This is a genomic window from Pseudomonas sp. B2M1-30, from assembly GCF_025447575.1.
Classification (GTDB): domain Bacteria; phylum Pseudomonadota; class Gammaproteobacteria; order Pseudomonadales; family Pseudomonadaceae; genus Aquipseudomonas; species Aquipseudomonas botevensis.
Genome location: NZ_JAOEJT010000018.1, coordinates 17,827 through 39,743, shown reverse-complemented (window position 1 = coordinate 39,743; position 21,917 = coordinate 17,827). Strand labels below are relative to the sequence as shown.

Genomic DNA, 21,917 nt, shown 5'->3' with positions numbered 1-21,917 from the left:
CCCCGAAGTTTGTGTCTCCCCCCACAGAAAACACGAAAAAAAGGGCGGCCAACCGGCCGCCCGAAGCGTACTGCCACGAGAGTCCTTACAACGTCAGCTGTCCGCGCTCCTCCTCCGTCAGCTGCTGTTTGGCCTGGTCATCCAGCGCCCCTGCTCCCAGCACCTGCACCGGGCTGTTCGGGTTGTAACCCGGCGCGGGTGCGCGGCTGGCGCCGTCGCGGTTGGGGGCCAGCTGTTCGTTGCCGAAGCTGATGACTTGCACGGTGAAGACCGAGGCCTGGTTTTGTCGTGAGGCGGCCTGTTGCTGACGCGCGACGTCTTCTGCCGCTTGCGTGGCGGTGGATGCGGCGGAGCTGGCCGAGGTAATGGCGCCGGTGTTGACCGCTGCTACCACCGGAACGCCGGTGGCCTTGCCTTGCACCGCAATGTTGGCGGCGTTGACCACCGTCAGCGCAGCGATGTTGACGTTGCCGGAGACACGAATCCCCGCCTCGCCTGCGTCGATGGTCCCCAGCGGCGCGATCAGGTCGATGTCGCCCGGCGCCACTTCGGCAATCGGGTTCAGAGTGGCGATACCGGCACCGGTGCTCGGCACCGAGGGCGACAGGGTCACGTTGCCCCAGGTGTCGTACACGCGCTTGGGCGGGGTGTAGACCACGGTGGTTTTCGAGCCGCGACCGGCGTTGATGTCGCCCTCGGCGGACCAGCCGAGAATCGAGCCGCCGAAGGTGGTCATGATCCGGCTCTGGCCCAGCAGGATGCTGCCCTGGGAATAGAGCTGAATGTTGCCCGAACCCTGGGTGATGATCCCCGCCGTGGACGGCGGCGCCGCGCCTTCGATGCCGAACACCTGGCCGCCGCCCGGCGTGAGCATCTGGATGTCGCCGCCGAACAGGGTCTTGACCCCGGCACCGCCATAGAGGGTGATGTCGCCGTCGTAGCGGATCGGGTTGCCGGCCACATCGACGCTCGGGAACAACGCCGCAATGGCGTTGCGGCCTCGCAGGTAACTGCCTTTGCGCGGGCCGTCGGCGTCGGTGTATTCGAGGCCGCCGGCACGCAGTTCGGCGAAGTACACCTGCCGCGCGAAGACCGCCTGCTCGGCGCCCGGCAACTCGGCGAAGAAGGCTTTGGCCTGTTCTTCGTTGCCGCTGAAGCCGTAGCCGAGGGTCAGCCAGCTCTGCAATTCGCCAAGGTAGGTCTTGACCACTTTGCCCGGCTGACCGCTGAGGGCGGTGTCCGGACTGGCGAGGTTTTGCGGGTTCAGATAGCGCGCGATGAACCGCGAATAATCCGGCCCTTGGGAGCCTGCGCCGGCCTGCAGCACGATGCTCGCACCCGGAGTTTTGTCCCCCGCCACCAGAGGCCCGAGGCTGATGATGCTGGCGCGATCTTCCATCAGGATGTTGCGCCCGGCGTTGATGTCCAGCACGCCGGGGCCGGCGATGTCGAAGCTGCTGTAGAGAATGTCGCGCCCCGCCGAAACCCGCGACACATCACGCGGGTCGTTGTGGATGAACAGGTTGCCTGTGGAGGTGACGCTGTCGACGCCGTCGCCCATGTCGCTCGCCCCGGCAACGGTCTGGCCCAGGTAGCTGCCGGACGCCACGATGTCACGTCCGGCGAGCATCCACACCGGGCCTGCGGCTTCGTACCAGGTGCGTTTCGACGGATCGAAACTCAACGTCTCGCCGCTGCGGATACCGATCAGGTCGCCGCTCAAGGCATAGAAACGCGCCGGTGCCTGCACACCGCTCGACCCGGAATAGCTGTCGGCACCGAAGGCGAACAACGGGTAACGAATGTTGCGGTTTGCCCGATTGCCATCACTGCCGTAATTGCTCACGAGCGGCTGGTTGGCGCTGCTGCTGGCGTAGCCGTCGAAGGCCGGAGCAAACGGCGTGGCAATGGCCGACAGGCTCGCGCCGGACTGGTTGATCCCGTAGCCGCCGGCATAGATCGAATTGTCCGCCAGCAACTCCAGTTGCCCGGCATGCGAAGGAGCCAGCAACAGCGAATAACTCAGGAGCGGATAGACGCTGGAGATGTTGTAGGCGGCGGACGGCCCGGCATAGATCGAGCCTTGCGCCGCGACCGCGCGCAGGATCGACGGATACACGAAGCGGCCGTCGGTCGGTGACGTGTTGGTCCCGGTGGTCAGGGTGCCGCCCTCGGTAACCTCGGCCATCTGCGTACTCGGCGTGAGATTGCCGCCAGCGGAAAACAGGTCGATGGCCGTGTGATCGGTCCACAGCGAGAAGCTGCTCACGCCGCCACCCGTGTGCTCGACGCCGTCCGCGTCGGTGAACGGCGTGGAGTTCTGCAAACGTACCCGTCCCGGATCCGCCGTCCCTCCCAGCACCAGATCCCCCCGGGTACTCAGGCGCATGCCCGAATCCCCGGGAATCAGCACCAGCCCACCGCCGGCATTGCCGATGGTCGCAGTGAACGGGTCGAAGGCGCGCACTTCGCGCGGGTCCTGATAAGCGGAATAGGCGCCGTATTGCAGGTTGATCGCGCCGAGCGCGCCCCCCGTCAATTGCGCCGCGCCCCGCAGGTTGATCAGGGCGCCTTGCAGATCATGACGCGGCGCGGCTACGCCGGTTTTACCCGAGCGCGCTTCGAGCGACGGATTCAAGGTGCCGCCGATGCGCACATCCAGATCGCCACCGCCGGTCAATTGCAGACTGCCGTCGCTGCCCACCCGACCGGTGCTGCCCACCGCGACGATCAGCCCCTGACTGCGCGGATTCACACCGCTGTCGCCCAACGGCCTGAGCATCCCGCCATCGCCCCCCGCGCGCAGGCTGACGTTGCCGCCACCGAGGGCGCCGAACCCGGTGAAGCCGACCAGATACGGCCCGGTGTCGACGCTTTGATCCGGCAACGGCTGGGTCGCGTAGCTGCCGAAGTTGATCCACCAGGCGGTGGGCACATCCGCGTTGCCGCTGCCCTGACGCCAGAGCCAGTTGCCCACCGACACGCTGGCCACCTGCTCGCGCAACGCGGCTTGTGAGTTGACGCCCCGACGTCCCACGAGATCCCCGGACACCGAGCCGCCGGCATTGATCGTCAGGTTGCCGCCCAACTCCGGATACCAGGCTTGGTAGAGACTGTCGCTGCCACCGTTGACCCATTTTTCGTAATCGCCACCCTGACTGCCCAGCACCGAACCGTCGTCCGACAGCCGCCCCCGTGGCAGGTTGTATTGCGGATCGACATCGCGGGACTGAGTCCCGGCGGTGTACACGCCAAACGGCGAGTCCATGCTCAGGTTGCCGGCGGCCAGCAGATCCAGATCGCCGGTGCCGGTACGCAGCACGCTGAACATTTGCGAGTGGGTGGTGACGGTGATCCCGCCCTTGTTCGGCGTGCAGGAGTTCGGGTCGATATCGCACCAGAACAGGTCGTCGTCGATGATCGGCGTGCCCGGCGTCATGCCCAGGATGTTGCCCTCGGCCCAAAGGAATTTGGCGGGCGCGATGCAGGCACCGGGCAGGACGTCGCAATAGAACATGTCCTCGTCTTTCACCACTTCGCCCGCCGGATAGCCGAGCGGATTGCCTTCGGCCCAGACGGTGTCGAGTTTTTTCTCCACCACTTTCAAGCCGTAATGGGTGTCCGCCAGGCGCAGGTTGCCGTCGGCCGTCAGCGGCTTCAGGGCACGACTGTCGGCGGCCTCGAGATCGGCGCCGCCCACCAGACGCAGTGACCACGAAGAGCTGCCCGCCGGCAGCATGCTCGCGATGGCCCAGTTGCGACCTTGCTGGGTGGTGTTGGTGTAGCCGCGCAGTTCGATGAACTGCGTGCCATCGGCCAGTACCACGTCGGTCAGGGACGGAATCAGCGAGCCGCGCAGCAACGCCAGCGCACCGCTCAACTTGACCCCGCCGACCTTGTTGTCCGCACCCACCGCACCCGGCAGCGGCACGCCTTTGGGCCAGAGCATGGCTTGCAGGGCGGTGGCGTTGTTCAAGCGGATACCGGCGCCCAGGCGACTGCCGGCCGGCAGGGTCACGCTGTCCTGGAGCAAGGTCCCGGCGGCGTACAACAGATCGCCCGCCGCATCGTGGACGGCGCCGGACAACACAGTGCCGGCCGCCAGCGTGTAGTCGCCGGCCAGCACGCCCTCCGTCGGCAGCAAGGTGCCGCTGGCGAAGGTCGTCGCCTGAATCGGCAAGTCATAGTTCAACGTGGTGCCCGCCGGAAACTGCGTACCCTCGGCGAGGGTCACGCCCGTGCCCGGCACGATCAGGTCGCCACCGAATGGCTGCACGCCCGGCAACAGTTTCCAGCCGGCATCATCGACAGTCTCCGGCGGCGGCGCGAAACCGTCGTTGAGGCTGCCGTAGATGTCGAGGTTGCCGCCGGCACGCATCACCAGGCTGGCGGACTCGCCGGAGCCATAAATCGCGGTCTTCTGCGTATGCGGGTTGAGGCTGGCGTAGCGGTAACGGGACAGATCGATATCGCCCTCCACCACCAGATCGCCGTCAGCCGTCTGGCTGGCAATCTCCACGCCCGGACGCAGATGGAACGCATCGGCGTAGGTGGCGTTATTGAGGCCGGCGAGTTTGCGTTGCAGCAGATCGCTGTTATTCAGCGCCGCATCGATGAATGCGCCGTTGTCTGCGTCAATCCGGTCGAACAGTGCCTGATCGATCACCTGATACGGCCGGCCACTGGCCGCCGGATCAACGCCATCGCGGGCATCGGTGTAGCGACGTACGCCGTTGAGGCCGATGGAGCGCGCACCCTGAATGCTCAGCGCGCCGCTGGCATCGATGGCGATGTCATCGGTGCCCAGACGCGGTGCGTTCAGTTCCAGCGTGCCACGTGCGGTGCCGTCGTTCTGCCCCGGCAGTTTACCGAGGGCTGCATCGGTGCCGTGGCGCAGGTCGATGCGGGCGCCGGAGGCCAGAGTCAGCGGGCCGTCAGCGGCATTGAGTTCGACCACGGCGCGGTTCGGCGCATCGATGATCTTGCCGTAGCTGTCGACCCGCAGCACGCGGCCATGGGCATCGAGTACGGCGTTGCCGGTAAGGGTCAGAGCGTTTTTCCCCGAGAGGCGAATGCTGCCGACCCGCTCGCCACTAGCATCGATCAACCCACCGACCGTGAGGCTGCCATTGTCCACCGACACATTGATCTCACCGGCCTTGAGGCCGTCGCCGATCAGCAGATCGCCCTGCTTGAGCTGGAAGCGGCGGCTGCCGAACACCTGGCCCGCGTTCAGGCGCTGGTTGAGCGCAGCAAATTGCTCGTTCAGATCGCCGCCCAGGCGTTGGGCACGAATCTCCACGCCACCGGCCTTGTACGGCACCAGCGTGCCACCGGCGTCGTAATAGCCGCTGCTGGCGCCGAGGATTGCACCTTGCAGATCGACCGTGCCGGCATCCGTCGCCAGCGCCACCGCACTCAGATTGCCGGCCTGATTGTTCTGCGCCGACAGATCGATCCGCGACCCGCTGGCCTGACGGATATTGCCGTTGTGGCTGTATAGCGCGACGTCGCCACCCCAGCTGTACTTGTTCACGTCGTTGAACGGCAAGGTGCGCCCGGCCAGATCCAGTTGCGCGTTGCCGCTCAGAGTCAGGTCATCCTCAGCCTTGACCTGCAGTTTGCCGCTGGCCAGGGCGATGCGGCTGTCGAGCACGACATCGCGGGCCTCAAGATTGAGTTCCGCGCCCAGCGCATTGGCCACCGGGGCCGTCCCGGCACCGCTCAGGGTCAGGCTGTTGCCGGCCTTGAGGGTGTTGACCGACGCCGCTTCACCGGTCAGCAACGGCGTGTGCAGATTGAGGTTGCCGCCGCTGTAGACGTAGCCCTTGACCGGGTCATAGACGCCCTGCTCCTGATACACCGCGAGGCTGCCCTTGTGGTTGGCCGTGATGCGTTCGCTGGCCGTGAGGTTGACGTTGCTGAAACCCAACGCCAGACGATCGTTCTGATCCAGCCCGCTCGCCTGCGGGTTCGGGCCGTAGCCGAACTCGATGCGGCGGGCCTGGATGTCCAGGGTGCCGCGACCGCTGCCGGCGCCGCCGCTGATGACGCTGGCAGGTTTCTGCGTGGCGCCGTTCCAGATCAGGTTGGCAGTGCGGATGGTCGCCACGTCGTCGGCTTCGCCCTGCCCGTAAATCGCCGGGGTCGTCAGCACCAGATTCTGCAACAGGCTCTGGCCGGTCTGTCGGTCCAGCGTATCGAGGGTGATGTTGCCGAAGAAGTTGAACGAATCCCGCGCAGTCAGGCTCAGGGTTTCCAGCGCCGGGGCACCGAACTGGGTATCGCCCTGAAGCAGGCGATCGAGCACGTTCTGGCTGAGGGTCAGACCCGACGGCACACGACCCGCCGCCGCTGCCAGCGCCTCGGCGCTGCCGGCATTGACCGCGCCCACGGCCAGGGTCAGATGCCGCGTGCCGAAACGCACCGCGTCATCCAGATCGAATTGTTTGTCCGTAGCGGCGGTGATGCTGCCGGCGGAATACAGCACCGTCGGCTGATCGCAGGCCGTCGCCTGGCACGTACCGATGGTGAGACTGCCGGAGGCCGAACTTCCGCTGCTGGCTTCCGGGGCCAGGACATTGGTCCAGCCGTTGGACAGCAACAGCAGGCTGGCGGCGCCGGTCTGGTAGATGTAACCGGTCGAGGAATCGTACGGCACCGCGCCGCGCCCAAGAGTGTTGATCCCGGCGCCGGCTTCCACGGTGATGCCGCCTTCCGCCGTGTTGGTGCGCAACAGCACTTCCGGCGCCGACAGTACCGCGCCTTCGCGCAACGTGATGTCGGAGGTGCTGCCGAGAAACGAAATGATATTGCCGGCCGACGCGTAGTCTACCGTTGGCCGGGCGCCGATGGTCAGACGGCCGGCGCCGAGGTTGTTGAGCGTATCGGCATACAACGAAACACCGCTGAAACCTGGCGTGCGGGTATGCCCGCCGCCAAGAATCTCGAAGCTGAAAGCCCCGCCGCGAACCACCGCCCCGCCCTTCACGCCGCCCTCGGTCGGGTTGAACAGAACCTGACCGTTGAAATTCACGGCAACGTCATGTTCTCCGCCCTGGAGCAATTCCAGGTTCAGGGTTTTCCCGTCCATCGGCGCCAGCGCCCTCGGCACGCCACGGCGAGTCGCATCGCTCTTGATGAACTGGGTGAAGCTGGTTTCGTTGTATTGCGAATAACGGCGCAAGACATCGGCCGGCGTCACGATCAGCTGATTGGCGACGCTGTCCCGCAGACCGGTATTGGCGACCGACAACAGCCCGGCGCTGCTCCACGAACCATTGCGCATCTGCAACGCATTGCCGGCCAGGCTTTGCGGGGTCTGCCCATTGATCTCCACGCGGAACGCGCCGGGGAGCAAGGCGAATGTCGACGGCAGCAGTGTGTAGGTCCCCGCCGCCAGCCCCGGCACGCCGGCGCCAATGGTGATCTGCTGGCCAATACGCGGGTCCACGGCACCGCTCTCGCCGAGCATCGGTGCATAGGCGCTCTGATTGCCGGGAACGATGGCATAGACCGGGTTACTGGCCAGCCCCGGCAGGCTGAAAGTGCCGTCGCTGGCATTGCGCACCAACGGGTTGAAACGGGCATCGGTCGAACCGCCGCGCCCGGACACGAAGCCCGCACCGCGCAAGTCGCCGCCGCCGGACAAATCGATCAGCGCGCCGCTTTGCACGTCGACGTATTGCGACTTGAGGGTGACGCCTGCCGGGCCGCCGGCAATGCCGTGCAGCACCACCGACTCACCGTTATAGCGGTAGTCGATACCGTCCGTGGTGCCGCCATACGGCATGACCAGCCCGGCAGCGCTGACCGAGGTGACGCTGCCCGGCAGCAAGCTCAGCTCACGGGTCTTGGTGAAGATTTCATCGCCCAGGCTGATGGCACCCAACGGCGCCCGAATCACCCCGCCCTGCTCGATATTGCCGGCGATCAGCGACAGGCTGCCGAACACTGAGTACGGCAACGCGGCAGGCGCCGACCCGTGCCGACCGACGCGCAGCGTATGCACCGGGTCGTCGGTGCCGCCCTGATAGCCGACGCGTACTTCGGCAGCGGTATCGCTGGCCGGATAAATCTGCGCGGCGGTGAGGTTCAGGTCACCGGCGGCCCACAACTGGGATTTCACCTGCTTGTCGGTCGGCGCCAGAAAGCGCAGGTCGCCGCGACTGTCGAGCGACACCAGATCGAATCCACGCCGACTGACCTGCGAGTCCGGCGCATTCAACTGGGCAATGCTGCCTTTGGCGCCGAACGACAGACTGTTGACCACATCCAGCAGATCAGCCGTGGCAGTGAGCTGCGCAGACGACAGGCGCGTGGTCGGGCTGTTAATTACCCGTGGGCGCAACGAGCCGGGAATCGCAAAGTAATTGCCCACCCCGGACAGCCGGATGTAAGGCGCCGACAAGTTGATCCGCGCGGTGTCCGCCGAACCTTCCGCCAGCGAAATCGCCCCGGCGTACAGGTTGAGGTTCTGGTTCATGTGCAGATCGACATCGCCGTCGAACGACAGCAATCCGTTGCTCAACAGACTCAGGTTGTCGAAACCGCCGGACATCAAGCGATCGGCGCTCAGGCGCGCGCGCCCGTATTGCAGTTCCGGGCTGGACTCCCCCGGTTGCAGATCCGTCGGCAGCAGCGATTGTTCGGCCTGCTGCCCGATGATGATTTCCCTGGGCAGGCGCACCTCGTTGAGTGCTTCAGGCAGGCGATACAGCGGTGTTTCCAGGGCGATGTCCAACTGCCCGCCAGCCGCTCCGGCGCCACCCGCTGCTGCGTGCAAATGGCCGTCGATGAACAGGCCATTGTAGGCACTCAAACTGATCCGCCCGCCATCCGTGGCGATACGGGTCGGACCTTGGCCGGCGATATCCAGCATCGCTTCGGTGCCGCTGGCTTCCAGCCGCGCGCCGGGGCGGACGATGACGTAAGCGTCGGCCGCCGTCGCCGTGGCCAGCTTCGAATTGATCTCGCCGCCGATGACGATGCTGCCACCCTTGTCGACCTGTCCGTAGGTGCGCCCCAGGGCATCGGTGGCGGTTGCCGCGCGTCCGGCGACATCCAGCACGGCCTGCTCGCCAATCCAGATCGAACGGTCATGGGCCTTGGGATCGAAGTTCTGTGCGAACGTCGCCGGATCGACCGCACCGAACTGCTGCTGGCGGATATCGATGGTCCCGCCCCAGGCATTGAGTTCGCCGTCGACGGTGATCTGGCCGCCGCCGCGCAGGTTGATGCGCTGCCCCGGATCGACGCTGATCCGCGTCTGGCGACCGATGGTCAGCGTGCTGTTGGCGGCATCGACCAGATCAATCCGGCTCGCCCCGGCCTGCAACGAGAGACTCGCGCCACCCCGGCGGGTCAGCACGCCCTTGAGCGGATCTTCCTGATACAGCGCCGGCGTCCACAGTTCCAGAGCGGAGCGTGGGTCCACCCCACTGGCCTGGCCCGCTGCCGATTCGCCGAAGCGATAGACCGGCATGCTCACATCGATTCGGGTGTTGTCGCTGACGGTCAAGCCGTTCAGGCCGATCAGGTTATAGGCGGAGAACCCCTTGTCGAACAGGCTCGGCGCCAATTGCAGAGTGGCGTCGGTCAGTGCCTCGTCGGTCTGGCCGATCAGCACCTTGCCGGCCTGAACCGTCAGGGTGCCACCACCCGTTACGCCGTAACCGCGCACGTCGCCGTCAAACTTCAGTTTCGCAGTGCCGGCGACCGTGTTGGCGCTGGACTCCAGCGTCACGTCACCGCCCTTGCCACCGCGCGTCTTGCCGTTGGCCAGCACCGCGCCGCCGGATGAAACATCCAGCAGGCTGCCCGCCCCGATGTCGATGTCAGCGCTGCTGCGGATCGAGATCAACCCACCGTTCAGATAAGCCAGGCTGGCGCCGTCGTCCGGATCGGTGCCCAGATTGCTCCAGACACCACGGGTATCGAGCTGCACACCCTCGCCCACCGCCACCTGCGTCGGTTTGCCGGGTTGCGCGGTGATCTGGGTGTCGGTGCGGGTGCTGGTCAGCAACTGATTGAGCACGTTACCCAAGTGCAGACTGCCGCCGCGTGCCGTCAGGTTGGCATCGACCTGCACATCCGGCCCGTACAGGGTGATGTCGCCGCCAGTGTCCACGCTGACGGCCTCGTTGACTTCGATCCGGTCTTTGGCCGCGACCTTCAGCGCGCCGAGGCGGAAACCATTGAGTTGATCGGTGTCGAGAAACAGCTTGCCCTTGCGCGCGTCGGACACTGCGCCGGTCAGTTGCAGATCGTCCTCGGCAAGCGGACGCTCGCCGCCAATCTGCACGCGATCGAGCAACGGATTGAGGCTGTACAGCAAGCCACCGGCAGAGGCGACGTAAGCCGGGTCGTAACGGCCGACGATCAGTTGCCCACGCCGCGCCAGCGCGGTCTGGCTTTGCTCATAACCATCCAGTCCGGCGCGCGGCGTGCGGGTCTGGCGCTCACCCTGATACACCTCGCCCAGCAACTGGCCGTCGAGTACCGCGTTGCCGGTCGCAATTACCAATTGCCCGGCATCGCGGCCCACGGTGTAACCCGCTTCCTGGCGTTTGGTCGGGGCAATCAGCGGGCTGTAGTAATACTCGGTCTGGCCCCAGCGCTGGCTGGTGTCCTCATAACCCTTGTACAAACCGCTGTAGAGAATGTCCCCCGGGGCCTTCGACACTTCGTACAGACGCCCGTCGGCGCCACGCAACCAGCTCTGGCGAATCTCGCCGCTCTGCACATCGAGGGTGCCGCCCGACAGGTTGATCAGCGAGCCTTTCTCGCTGACCACATCGTTGCCGGCGAAACTGACCGTGCCGCCCTGGGCCATCCATTCACCGACGCTGTGGCCTTGGGTGCCGAGGTAACCGCCCACTTCGAGCAAGCCACCGGCGGTGTACCAACGATCAGTCGCATAGCCGTTGGTGCCCGCCGGCACATACACCAGTTCGCGCACATCGACCCACACGTCATTGCTGTTGAGCGCCGCGCCTTCGCGGTTGACCGACGCATCGCGCTGCTCGTTGCCCTGCACGTTGATCTTGATGTTGTTGGATTCCATCGCGACTTTCACGCCGATGGCGCCGGACACATCGATCATCGCGCCGTCGCGCACCAGACTGCGCAGCCCCGCCGCCACCGCGACCTGGCCGCCGGTGGCAAGGGTGATCGAGCCGTTCTGGAACTCGACGCTGCCGCCGCTCTGGATGTCGATACGCGACTGGTCGCCGCGAATCCGGTTGTTGGCGTCGACGCCAGTCAGCGCGGCCTTGTGCTGGCTGTCGAGTGCCGTCAGGTCACTGCTGTCGAGCATGATCGCGGTGGCGCTGCCCTGGCCCAGGGTGACGCTGCCGCTGGTGTCGCTGGCCGGGTTGAGCAGGTGAATCGTGCCGCGCGTCGCAACCGAGGTGCTGGCCAGCAGCACGCCGTTTTGCTGGACGTCATGACCGGTCAGGGTGATATCGCCGGTGGCGGCCTGAATCAAGCCGTTGTTGCTGACCTTGCCGGCGTTGCTGTCGGCCTTGAAGCCGGGAACGACTTCGCTGCCGAAGGTCGTGGAGAAGCCGTTCCCCTCGGTGCCCGAGCCTTTGCGGATATAGAAACGATCACCGGCACCGAGCACTGTCTGCCCCTTGGCGGTGCTGATGCTGCCGTCGTTCTGTACTTCGCTGCCGAGCAGCAAGGCATAGCCGCCGGCATCGGTGGACGTCGCGGGTTTTCGGGTTTCAATCGAGGCACCGCGCTCTACCAGCACCTGACCGGCGGCGTCGGTGAAGGTCGGCTGGCTGCCGGTGCTGTCGAAGTACAGGCCGCGATCACGGAACTGGATATCGGTGATGTTCGCCGCCGCGGCCACCAGATTGCGCACGTTGACCTGGCTGCTGCCGCTGAACACGATGCCGTTGCGGTTGATCAGCATCACCGTGCCGTCGCCCTTGATCTGGCCCTGGATCTGGCTTGGCCGGGCACTTGGATCATTGACCCGGTTGAGTACCGCCCAATTGGCCTGCTGGGCAAATTCGACGGTGGTGTTGCGTCCGACGTTGAAGGTTTCCCAGTTGAGAATCGCCTTGTCGGCGGTCTGCTCGATGCGCACGTTGGTCTTGCCGTCCGCCTGGGTCTGCTGCGGGCCTTTGGCGTTCTGCCAGCCTTGCGTGAGGCTGTTGTCGACCTTCAGACCACCCTCGCCCAGACCGTCCGGGACAAACTGCACCGTCCCCAAGGCAGCAGCCCGCCCGGCGGCTTGCGCGGCCTGTTGCGCGGCAATCGCCGCCACGGTGTTGTTCAGGGTCTGGATCGAGCGCTGCAACTGCTGGTTGGCTTTCTGCTGCTGCGCCAGCGGCGGCGTCATGCCCGGCAACCCGCCCACGCTCGGCCGCGCGGCGGCCGCCTGTTGCGCAGCCCCCTTGGCGGCGAACCAGCTTGAGCTGAACGCCGTTTGCGCGTGCGCACTGCCCGCCACCAGACACAACGCCACGGCCTGCGCCAGCGGCTTGAGCAGCCACAGCGCCGGGTCCACGGCATCACGCGGGAAGGACTGGACGTGGGTACGACGACGGGACGGGCGAGCGAGCATCACTACGAGATCCTTTTGTTGGCCGCAGGTCGGCAACAACCTGCTGTTACGACATAGGCGGTTGGCGAGGCGCGCGACCGAACGGATGTCACACAAACTTCACGATGGCGGTGTAACGGCGCGTCGCGGCAAAAAAAATGGCAGCCCCAAAAGGGGCTGCCATCGGTACGGCGGGGTGAATCGTGACGCTTATGGACGGCCGATGGTGTTGCAGACGCTGGCGTTGTTGATGTCCAGCTTGTTGCCGGTGGAGTTGGTGACGAAGTTGGCGGTTACAGCATTTTTCCAGTTGGTCGGAACCACGCTGAAGCCGTGAGCCACGGTAGCGACGGTGTTGCCTGGCACGCTGTAGTGCTGGGTCAGGAAGGCCTTCACGTCAGCCGCCACGGTTGCATCCTTGTAGCACTGGCCGAAGATGAAGTTGGTGTAGGCAGAGATCGGGTAGCCGGTCGAAGGGTTGGCAACCACTGGTGCCCACTGAGCCGGGTTGGCTGGCGCGGTTGGCAGTGGAGCGGTCGACAGCGCGGCGGTCACGTTGGCGGTGGTCGGCTGAACACCGTTGACGCGGGCAACCACAGCGTTGCTCGAAGCGTTGACACCGTCCGGACCGACATAACCGATCGAACCGTCAACCGCGTTCACGGTCGAGGCAACGGCGGAGGTATCAGCCACGCCTACCCAGTTGGATGGCAGCGCGGAACCGGCTGGCAGACGCGCGTTGGTGAAGGTGGAGTTGACGGTGAACTTGGTTGGGCAGATCGACGCCAGGTGACGGCTGAGGATCTCGGTGGTGCCGCTGGAAACGTTGCGGTACACGACGCGGATGTCGGTGTTGTCAGAAGTGCCCAGCAGCGGACCCCACTTGGTGACGGTGCCCGAGAACACGTCGCACAGTTGGGCGCTGGTCAGGTTCAGAGCGGTTTGACCGGTCTTCTTGTAAGGGATGGCAACCGAAGTGGCAACCGATGGCAGTTGGATCAGCGGGCCGTACGAAGCACCGAAGGCGCCGTTGTAGGTGCTGATTTCAGAGGCGCTGAGGATCGAGTCGCTACCGGCGAAGTGAACGGTGCCGGTGGTGTTGAACAGTGCCGAGTTGTTGGTCAGGAAAGCGGACTTGCCAGTGCCGCTACCGGTGCCCAGGTAGCTGAAGTTGGCAGGCAGGATGCTGTTGGCAGAGCCTTTGTACAGAGCGGCAGGCAGAGTCGCGCCACCACCGGTTACGTTAGCGGCCATGGCCTGGGCGCAAGACAAAGCAGCGATGGTCAGTGAGGCGGCGATCAGAGTGCGCTTGAACATGAAGAATCTCCTTTTCAACACAGGTTGTGGACTGAGGGTTTCAGGTTTCTTGCATGACACTGGGAGGACTCACCGCTGACCTTCGCAAGCGGGGTCCGTGGTTGAGTCGCACTGAGAAATTCGCAGTTTCCGGTGACAGATAAAGGAAAAAACCTCGGGAGCCGAGGGCTGATTTCAAGGGGATTTTCTCGGGTGTTTCGGGGCCGCTCGGGCCTGTCTGGACCGGGCTTTTCGGCGAAACGGGCTGGAGCCGTTGACGGGCCGTCGCAGATGACAGAAAGGAGAACCCGAGGATGGCCGGGACGGCACTCGGGTGATGCCAGGGCGGGTGAAAAAAATTGCGGAATTTATTGTTGGGGCCGGCCTCTTCGCGGGCGGGCCGGCTCCCACGAGGGACACTTCGAGGTGACTATTGCACCAACTGGTTGATCTCGATGATCGGCAACAGCACCGCCATCACGATCACCAGCACCACCCCGCCCATCACCACAATCATCAAGGGTTCGAGCAACGCGGTCATGCCCATCGCCCGCCGCTCGATGTCGCGGGACAGGGTTTGCGCCGCGCGTTCGAGCATCGGCGGCAGTGCGCCGGTTTTCTCGCCGCTGGCGATCAAGTGAATCAGCACCGGTGGAAACACGTTCTCCACCCGCAGCGCCGCCGCCAGGTTCACCCCTTCGCGGACCTTGGCGGTGGCCTCACTGACGCTCAGGCTCAGACGGTCGTTGGACAGGGTCTGGCGCGCCGCCTCCAGCGCACGCAACAACGGCACCCCGGCACCGCCGAGAATCGCCAGGGTCGAGGCGAAGCGCGCGGTGTTCAGACCGAGAATGAAGCGCCCGAACAATGGCAATCGCAGCAGCCGGTGATGCCAGCTCAGCCGCGCCGCCGGATTGCGCAGATACAGACGCCAGCTCCAGAACGCCCCGGCCATGAGCGCGGCACACAACCAGCCCCAGGCGCGGATGAAATCACTGGCGGTAAGCATCGCCAGGGTCAGCCCCGGCAGATCCTGGCGCGCCTGGGAAAACGCGCTCACCACCTGCGGTACCACGTAGCTGAGCAAAAAAATCACGATGCCGATCGACACCAGCCCGACCACGCCGGGGTAGATAAACGCGGTGAGAATCTTGCCGCGCAGGTTGTTGCGCTCCTCGATGTAGTCCGCCAGCCGCTCCATCACCTGCGCCAGATCGCCGGACTCTTCCCCCGCCGCGATCAGTGCGCGGTAGATTTCGGGAAAGTCTCTTGGCCGCGCCGCCAGTGCTTCGGCCAGGCGCATGCCGCTGCGCACATCGGCACGCACCGCGCTGAGGGTGTTGGCGATGTGCTTTTTTTCCGCCTGTTCGACCGTGGCGCTCAGTGCGGCTTCCAGTGGCAGGCTGGCGCCGAGCAGGCTTGCCAGTTGCCGGGTGGCCCAGGCCAGATCGTTGTCCGAGAGCCTGGCGCTGAACAATCCACCCCCGGCGCTGTGGGCGACGCTGCTTTCCTGTTGCACCGACAACGCCGTCAGACCACGGCCGCGCAACACACCGAACGCCGCGCCCTGGCTGTCCGCCTCCAGATGCCCGGTTTCGATCTTGCCGCTGGCGTCGGCGGCTTCAAAACGATAGCGATTCATCAGGCGTCCCGTGTCACGCGCAGGATTTCTTCAGGGGCCGTGGCGCCGCTGCGGATCCAGCGCTCACCGTCCTCGCGCAGGCTGAACATCCCGGCCTGCTGCGCTGCCGCGCGCAAGGCCTGCTCCCCTGCCCCGTTGTGAATCAAGGTGCGGATGTCGTCGTCAATGCAGAACAACTCATGAATGCCGGTACGACCGCTGTAGCCGGTGTGATTGCACGCCGCGCAACCGACCGGCCGCCACGTCCCCGGCGTCGCCGGATCTTCCTGTTTGCATTGATTGCACAGCCGTCGCACCAGCCGTTGTGCCAACACGCCGAGCATCGACGAGGCCAGCAGAAACGGTTCGACGCCCATGTCGATCAAGCGGTTGACCGCCGACACCGCGTCGTTGGTGTGCAGCGTCGCTAGCACCAGGTGACCGGTCAGCGACGCCTGCACCGCGATTTGTGCGGTTTCCAGGTCACGGATTTCGCCGATCATGATGATGTCCGGGTCCTGACGCAGAATCGCCCGCAGCGCCAGGGCGAAAGTCATGTCGATCTTGGCGTTGACCTGAATCTGGCTGATCCCCGGCAGGTCGTATTCCACCGGGTCTTCCACGGTGAGGATGTTGCTGGTGCTGGCGTCGAGTCGTGCCAGCGCCGCGTAGAGGCTGGTGGTCTTGCCGCTGCCGGTGGGGCCGGTGACCAGCACGATGCCGTGGGGCTGGCGGATCAGGTTGTCAAGTTTGGCCAACACTTGCGCGTCCATGCCCAGGGTTTCCAGTTGCAGGCGTCCGGCCTGTTTGTCGAGCAGACGCATCACCACCCGTTCGCCATGACCGGTGGGCACCGTCGACACCCGAATGTCGATCGGTCGCCCGGCCACCCGCAACGCGATACGCCCGTCCTGAGGCAGGCGTTTTTCGGCGATATCGAGCTGGGCCATGATCTTGATCCGCGACACCAGCGCGCCGTGCAACGCCTTGCGCGGCGACACCACGTCACGCAGGGTGCCGTCGACCCGATAGCGCACCACCGAATGGGTTTCGAACGGCTCGATGTGAATGTCGCTGGCCTCGTCACGCGCGGCCTGGGTGAGCAAGGCGTTGATCATGCGAATCACCGGCGCACCGTCCTGGGTGTCGAGCAGGTCGGTGATTTCCGGCATGTCCTGCATCAGGCGATCGAGGTCGACTTCGTTCTCCGCCGCCCCGACCACCGCCGCCGCGCTGCCGGTGTCGGCGTAGGCACTGGCGAGCAGGCCATCGAGTTCGTCATCCCGCACCCGCGCAAGCTGCGTCGGGCCGAACTGCCGGCGCACCTCGCTGATCGACCAGCCCGGCGTCGTCGGGCACACCGTCAGCACCCCGTCGCACAGCAGGATGCGTTGGGCCTTGGCCCAGGCGTACGGCAGGCTGCTCATAACCGTGGCCCTGGCTCGAGCGGCACCGCTTTGATCGTCGCGCGCGGGCCGGAAACGGCGTTCGGTGCCGGTACACCCTGCGCGGCGCTTGGCAGTTGCGGCGCCTGCATGTCCGGCATCGCCCAACTGCGTTCCGGTTGCAGGCCGCCCTGGGCACGGCGCATGAAGTCGTAGCGATTGAGGGTGATGCTGCGCCCCGCTTCGCTGTCGCGAATGATGTACGGGCGCAGGAACACCATCAGGTTGGTCTTGGTGATCGAACGGCGTTCGTTGCGAAACAGCGCGCCGATGCCGGGGATGGTCGACAGCCAGGGCACCGCGTCGTTGCTCTGGCTGTAGCCGTCCTGAAGCAAGCCACCAAGCACCATGATCTGGCCGTCGTCGAGCAGGATGCTGGTATCGATCGCGCGTTTGCTGGTGACGATCCCCGCCGAGGTGGCGGCAGCGGAAGCGCGTTCGTCGATGCTGCTGACTTCCTGATAAATGTCGAGCTTGACCGTGCCACCCTCGGAAATCTGCGGCCGCACATTGAGCTTCAGGCCGACCTCTTCGCGGGTCACGGTCTGGAACGGGTTGTTGCTGGTGCCTCCGCCGCCGGTGACGTAGCTGCCGCTGACAAACGGAATGGTCTGGCCGACAAAAATGCTCGCCGCTTCGTTGTCCAGGGTCAGCAGGTTCGGCGTCGACAGCACGTTGGTGCCGCCCTTGCTCTTCAAGGCGCGGGCCAGCACTTTCAGGTCGAGGATCTTGCCGATGCCGGGGATGTCCACCGTGCCGTTGACGTAACCGAGGTTCAAGCCTTGCGGCAGCACGTCGATGCTGGTCTTGCCATTGGTATTGATCCCGGACCCGCCGAGGTTCGCCCCACCGATCACACCGTTGCCGCCGAGGTTGCCGGTCTGCCATTGCACGCCGAACTCGCTGGCGTCGTCCTCGCCGACTTCGACGATCAGGCTTTCGATCACCACCTGGGCGCGGCGCTGGTCGAGCAGGTCGATGACTTCGCGCAGGCTGCGATACAGGGGTTCCGGCGCGGAAATCAGCAAGGTGTTGGTGGTGACGTCGGCCTGGATCGTCACCCCGCCAGCGCTGAAGGCAACGTTCTGTTCGCTGCTTTGGGCGCTGCCGCTGCTGCTGGTCGAGTTGCCGGTCTGGCCGTAGCTGCCACCGGTGTTGCCGTTGGAACCGGTTGACGTCGTGCCGCTGGTTTGCGTGCCGCTCTGACCGTTTTGACCGCCGGAACCGCTGGTGCTGCCCATTGAACTGAGCACCGAACGCGCATTGTCGCTGGTGCCGCTGTCGCTCTCGCCGGTCAGCAACCCACGCAGGGCCTGGGCCAGTTTCGCCGCCTGGGCGTTGCGCAGGTACACCACATGCAGGTTGCTCGGGTTGCTCTGGGCGTTGTCGAGTTTGTAGATCAGGTTGCGCGCTAGCTCCGTGCGCTCGGGGCTGCCGGCGCGAATGATGATGGTGTTGGAGCGCGGGTCGCCGATCACGGCGATTTTCTGCGTCGGATCATTGCCCGGCGCGTCGAGCAGGTCGGCGACCATTGGCGCGATGTCGGCGGCGATGCCGTTCTGGATCTGCACCACGTCGGTGTCGATGGCGCTTGGCGTGTCGATGCCCTGAATCAGTTGCGCGACGCGCGTGAGGTTTTCGGCGTAGTCGGTGACGACAATCGTGTTGTTGCCCGGATAGGCGTTGATCGGATTGTTCGGCGACACGATGGGGCGCAACACCGGAATCAGGTTGACCGCGTTCTCGTATTGCAAACGAAAGGTGCGCGTGAGCATGCCGTTGCCGGCCGGTTTGTCGGCGCTGTAGATCGGCCCGCCGAGCAACTTGGCGTCCGCCTCCGGCACCACCTGGGCGACGCCGCCGACATCAACCACGCTGAAGCCCTGCATGCGCAGCGCCGCCAGCAGCATGTCGTAGGCCTGACGCGCCGGCACCTGCCCTTCGGACACGAGAGTCAGGTTGCCCTTGACCCGAGGATCGACGAGAAACTGCTGCCCGGTGGAGCGGGACAATGCGCGCACCACCGCTTGAATGTCGGCGTCGACGAAGTTCAGCGTCACCGGTTGATCGCCCAGTGGATTGGCCGGCAACGCGCTGCCGCGTGCCCCGCCACTGCGCGCCCGTTCGGTGATGTTGTGCAATTGCTTGGGCGCCGGCCGGGCCTGCGCTTGCGCGCGCTCGCGGTCCAGCACCGCGTCACCGCTGCGCTGGGTGTTGCCCAACGGCCGACCGAGTTCGCTGTCGACCAGCAACGGCGGTTGATTCGGCGCGGTGGTGTTGCTGCACGCGCTCAGTGCCATCAACAGCATCGGCAGCGCCATGCGTTTGGATCCTGACCCCTTCATGAAGCTTCCTTAGCGCCCAGCGCCTGATCCATGCGAACGGTGCCCGACAGAGTGCCGGCGGTGTCATCAGTGGTGGCGTCGGCCCGTTGCAACCGGGCCTCGACCACTTGCAGCGAAAATTGCGCGGGATTGCTCAGCAGCCAATCGAGCACGGCATCGGCCGGGGCCGCGTCGAAGCTCAATTCCCAAGTGCCCGGCTGCGCAAGCTTGAGCTGAAAATGCCCGCTGAGACCGCTGGCCTGCAGCGTCTGTTGCAGCGCTTGTTCGAGGTGCTGCCCGTCCGGTCTGACATTGACCTCGCGCAGCAGCACCTCCAGCGCTTCGGTCTGCGCCCGCAGCTTTGGCGTTTCGGCTTGCCAGTAGGCAATCTTTTTCAGCGGTGGCTCGATCAACGCGACCCACACCAGCAGGCTGACGACAACCACGGCCATGCCGCCGACCATGCGTTTTTCCCGCAGCGCCAGGGCCTGCCAACGGGTGCGCGCCTGACTGTAAAAACGTTGCCAACGGGCGCGATACATCGCCAACGACGGGTTATTCATCTTCTGCTCCGCTGCTGTCGTCGGCATCGGCGTCAGTGGTCGCGGCGCTGACGTCCCCGGAAGGACGCAAGGTCCAGCCGCCGTCGTCGGCGCTGGCACTGATGCCGGCCTGGGCCAGGGTGTCTTGCCAGGATTTGTCGCCGCCCACCCGCCGCGCATCGGCCAGTTGTGTCAGTTGCAACGTGCCCTCGGCGAATACCAGCCGCTCCACGCTGCCAGCCATGAACGGCATGCCGCTGCCGGCCTGCAACACCAGTCGCTTGAACAGTTGCGCGGGATCGTCCGCCGCCCCCTCTTTGCGCGCCGCCAATTGCTGGCGAGCCTGTTGCAGCGGATTGAGGATCACCGGCAACTCGGGGAAGGCCTGTTTGACCCGTTGGCTCATCTGCACTTTCAGTTGCTGGCCCTGACCGGCCTCGCGGGCGGCGTACAGGTTCAGGCCAATCACCCACACCGCCAGCGCCACCGCGCAGCAACCCAGTGCCCGGCCCCAGCCGCGATGTTCGCTGCCGTGGGATTGCATGCCGTTGTGCAGCCCCCAACCCGGTGGCGGCCCGGCGCAGCGCTGGTTGTCGGCCAATACCGACTGCACACCCTCCGGCGTCGCTGCACCGATCCAGTTCACCGGCAGGCCGGATTCCAGCGACCAGTCCTCGTCGATCAGCGGCTGCACCTGCGCCGCATCGAGGCTGTCGCGCGACAGCAGATGATCGTCATGGCGGCAACCGACGCCACCGGCCATCACCGGCAAACCATAGGCCGCCGGGTACAGGCCTTTCACGCTCAGACCCTGTTGCTGCAACAACTGAAACAGCTGTTGCTGATCCTTCAGCGCGAGCCAGGCAATCCGCACCTGCCCCGCCGCATCTCGCGGGCCATGGGCGATGTGCATCTGGCTGCTGTCACCCAGCATCAAGGCCTGGGCCGCGCATTGCACGGCGGCGGTGGTTTTGCTCGCCGGCAAGGGTGGCAGCTCGATGCTGGCCAGCAGGCTGTCGGCGGGATGGAGAAAACACACCAGCGGCTGCTTCGGCAGTTGGCTCAGGCGCAGGCGTTCTTCGCGCGTCACCTGGCCCTGGCGATCCAGCCAGACGCAGCTCAATTCGCTCTCCGGGCTCAACTGCGCCAGTGGCGGCAGGCTCACGCGCAACTGGCTCATACACCCACCCGCGACCAGATCACTTGCGGCAACCGGTCTTCGCCGCGATGCAGCAACGCATCGAGATTGACCCGGCGCTGCTCGCGACGGGCCTCGCCACGCAGGCGGAACCACTCGCTGGTGATGCCGACCTTGACCGTGATCATGTCCAGTTGCGGCATGCGCAAGCGGTTGACGAAGTCGCCCCGGTTGATGAACCAGCGCCCGGCGTCGCGCTCGTTAATCAGCGCCTGCGCGCGCTCCAGCGACAGCCCCGGCACATACGCCGCCAGTACCGGTGCCGTGGCGGTGTTGCCATTGAGCCAGGTGGTGGCCGGGATCACCGTCACGTAGGTGGCCAGTTTACCGATGACCGCATCGTTGACCCCGTCGACACTGCGCAGATCGTCGAGGGTGCGCAGCATCGGCAAGCTCGGCGGCTGCGGTTTACGCGAAGCCCCCGGCGAGGTGCTGCGGCCGCTGTCGAAACTGCTGCTCGTCAGATTTTTGTCTGCCACGGGCGCGTTCAGCAGATGAGGATAGGAGGCGATCACCCGCGTCGTGATGCGCTGGGTCAACGCGCTGCTGACACCGATCAGCTCACACAGACGCTGAAACGCCTCGACCTGCGCCTCGTCGACCCGCTCGTTGGCCACCAGGTTGCGCAGGTTGAATTTGCCCTGCTCGTCCTCCAGCCGCCCGTCGAAACCCTGGGCTTGCAGACGCTGCGCCCACGGCTGATCGAGTCGGGTCAACGGGTCGCGCTGGCGGGCGTCCCACAGCAACTGACGGCTGAGCTCCAGCCCGCCGAGCAGCAACCATCGGCCCTGCACACGCAGTTGCTCGGCTTCCAGCGCACGGGTGGACACGCTCTGGCGAGTCAGCATCCCTGCTGCGATCACCGCGACCACGGCGGCAATCAGCAAGGCGCTGATGATCGCCATCCCCTGCTGTTCCGATCGGCTGTTCAT

General features: G+C 65.3%; 8 protein-coding genes. All 8 read right to left on the bottom strand.

Going from position 1 to position 21,917, the window contains the following annotated elements:
• Positions 1-85: 85 nt before the first annotated feature.
• The 8 genes from N8H74_RS26040 to gspK all read right to left on the bottom strand — a co-directional run bounded on the left by N8H74_RS26040 (position 86) and on the right by gspK (position 21,917).
• Positions 86-12,580, bottom strand: coding sequence for a filamentous hemagglutinin family protein (locus N8H74_RS26040; protein ID WP_262151399.1), 12,495 nt, complete (start codon positions 12,578-12,580; stop codon positions 86-88).
• A 189-nt stretch (positions 12,581-12,769) separates the two neighbouring features.
• A complete protein-coding gene (locus tag N8H74_RS26035) occupies positions 12,770-13,876 on the bottom strand; it encodes a substrate-binding domain-containing protein (RefSeq protein ID WP_262151397.1) in 1,107 nt (368 codons plus the stop codon).
• A 409-nt stretch (positions 13,877-14,285) separates the two neighbouring features.
• On the bottom strand, positions 14,286-15,497 hold the full coding sequence (gspF, locus tag N8H74_RS26030) for a type II secretion system inner membrane protein GspF (protein ID WP_262151395.1): 1,212 nt from the start codon (positions 15,495-15,497) through the stop codon (positions 14,286-14,288).
• Positions 15,497-16,903, bottom strand: coding sequence for a type II secretion system ATPase GspE (gene gspE, locus N8H74_RS26025; protein WP_262151393.1), 1,407 nt, complete (start codon positions 16,901-16,903; stop codon positions 15,497-15,499). The genes gspF and gspE overlap by 1 nt, the downstream gene beginning before the upstream one ends.
• Positions 16,900-19,266, bottom strand: a complete 2,367-nt coding sequence (gene gspD / locus N8H74_RS26020) for a type II secretion system secretin GspD (RefSeq protein WP_262151391.1) — start codon at positions 19,264-19,266, stop codon at positions 16,900-16,902. Before gspD ends, gspE begins: the two co-directional genes overlap by 4 nt.
• Positions 19,263-19,808: a type II secretion system protein M gene (locus tag N8H74_RS26015; RefSeq protein ID WP_262151389.1), complete on the bottom strand. Its 546-nt coding sequence runs from the start codon at positions 19,806-19,808 to the stop codon at positions 19,263-19,265. The genes gspD and N8H74_RS26015 overlap by 4 nt, the downstream gene beginning before the upstream one ends.
• Entirely contained in the window at positions 19,801-20,967 is a 1,167-nt protein-coding gene (gene gspL / locus N8H74_RS26010; RefSeq protein WP_262151388.1) for a type II secretion system protein GspL, read from the bottom strand. The genes N8H74_RS26015 and gspL overlap by 8 nt, the downstream gene beginning before the upstream one ends.
• Positions 20,964-21,917, bottom strand: a complete 954-nt coding sequence (gspK, locus tag N8H74_RS26005) for a type II secretion system minor pseudopilin GspK (protein ID WP_262151386.1) — start codon at positions 21,915-21,917, stop codon at positions 20,964-20,966. The genes gspL and gspK overlap by 4 nt, the downstream gene beginning before the upstream one ends.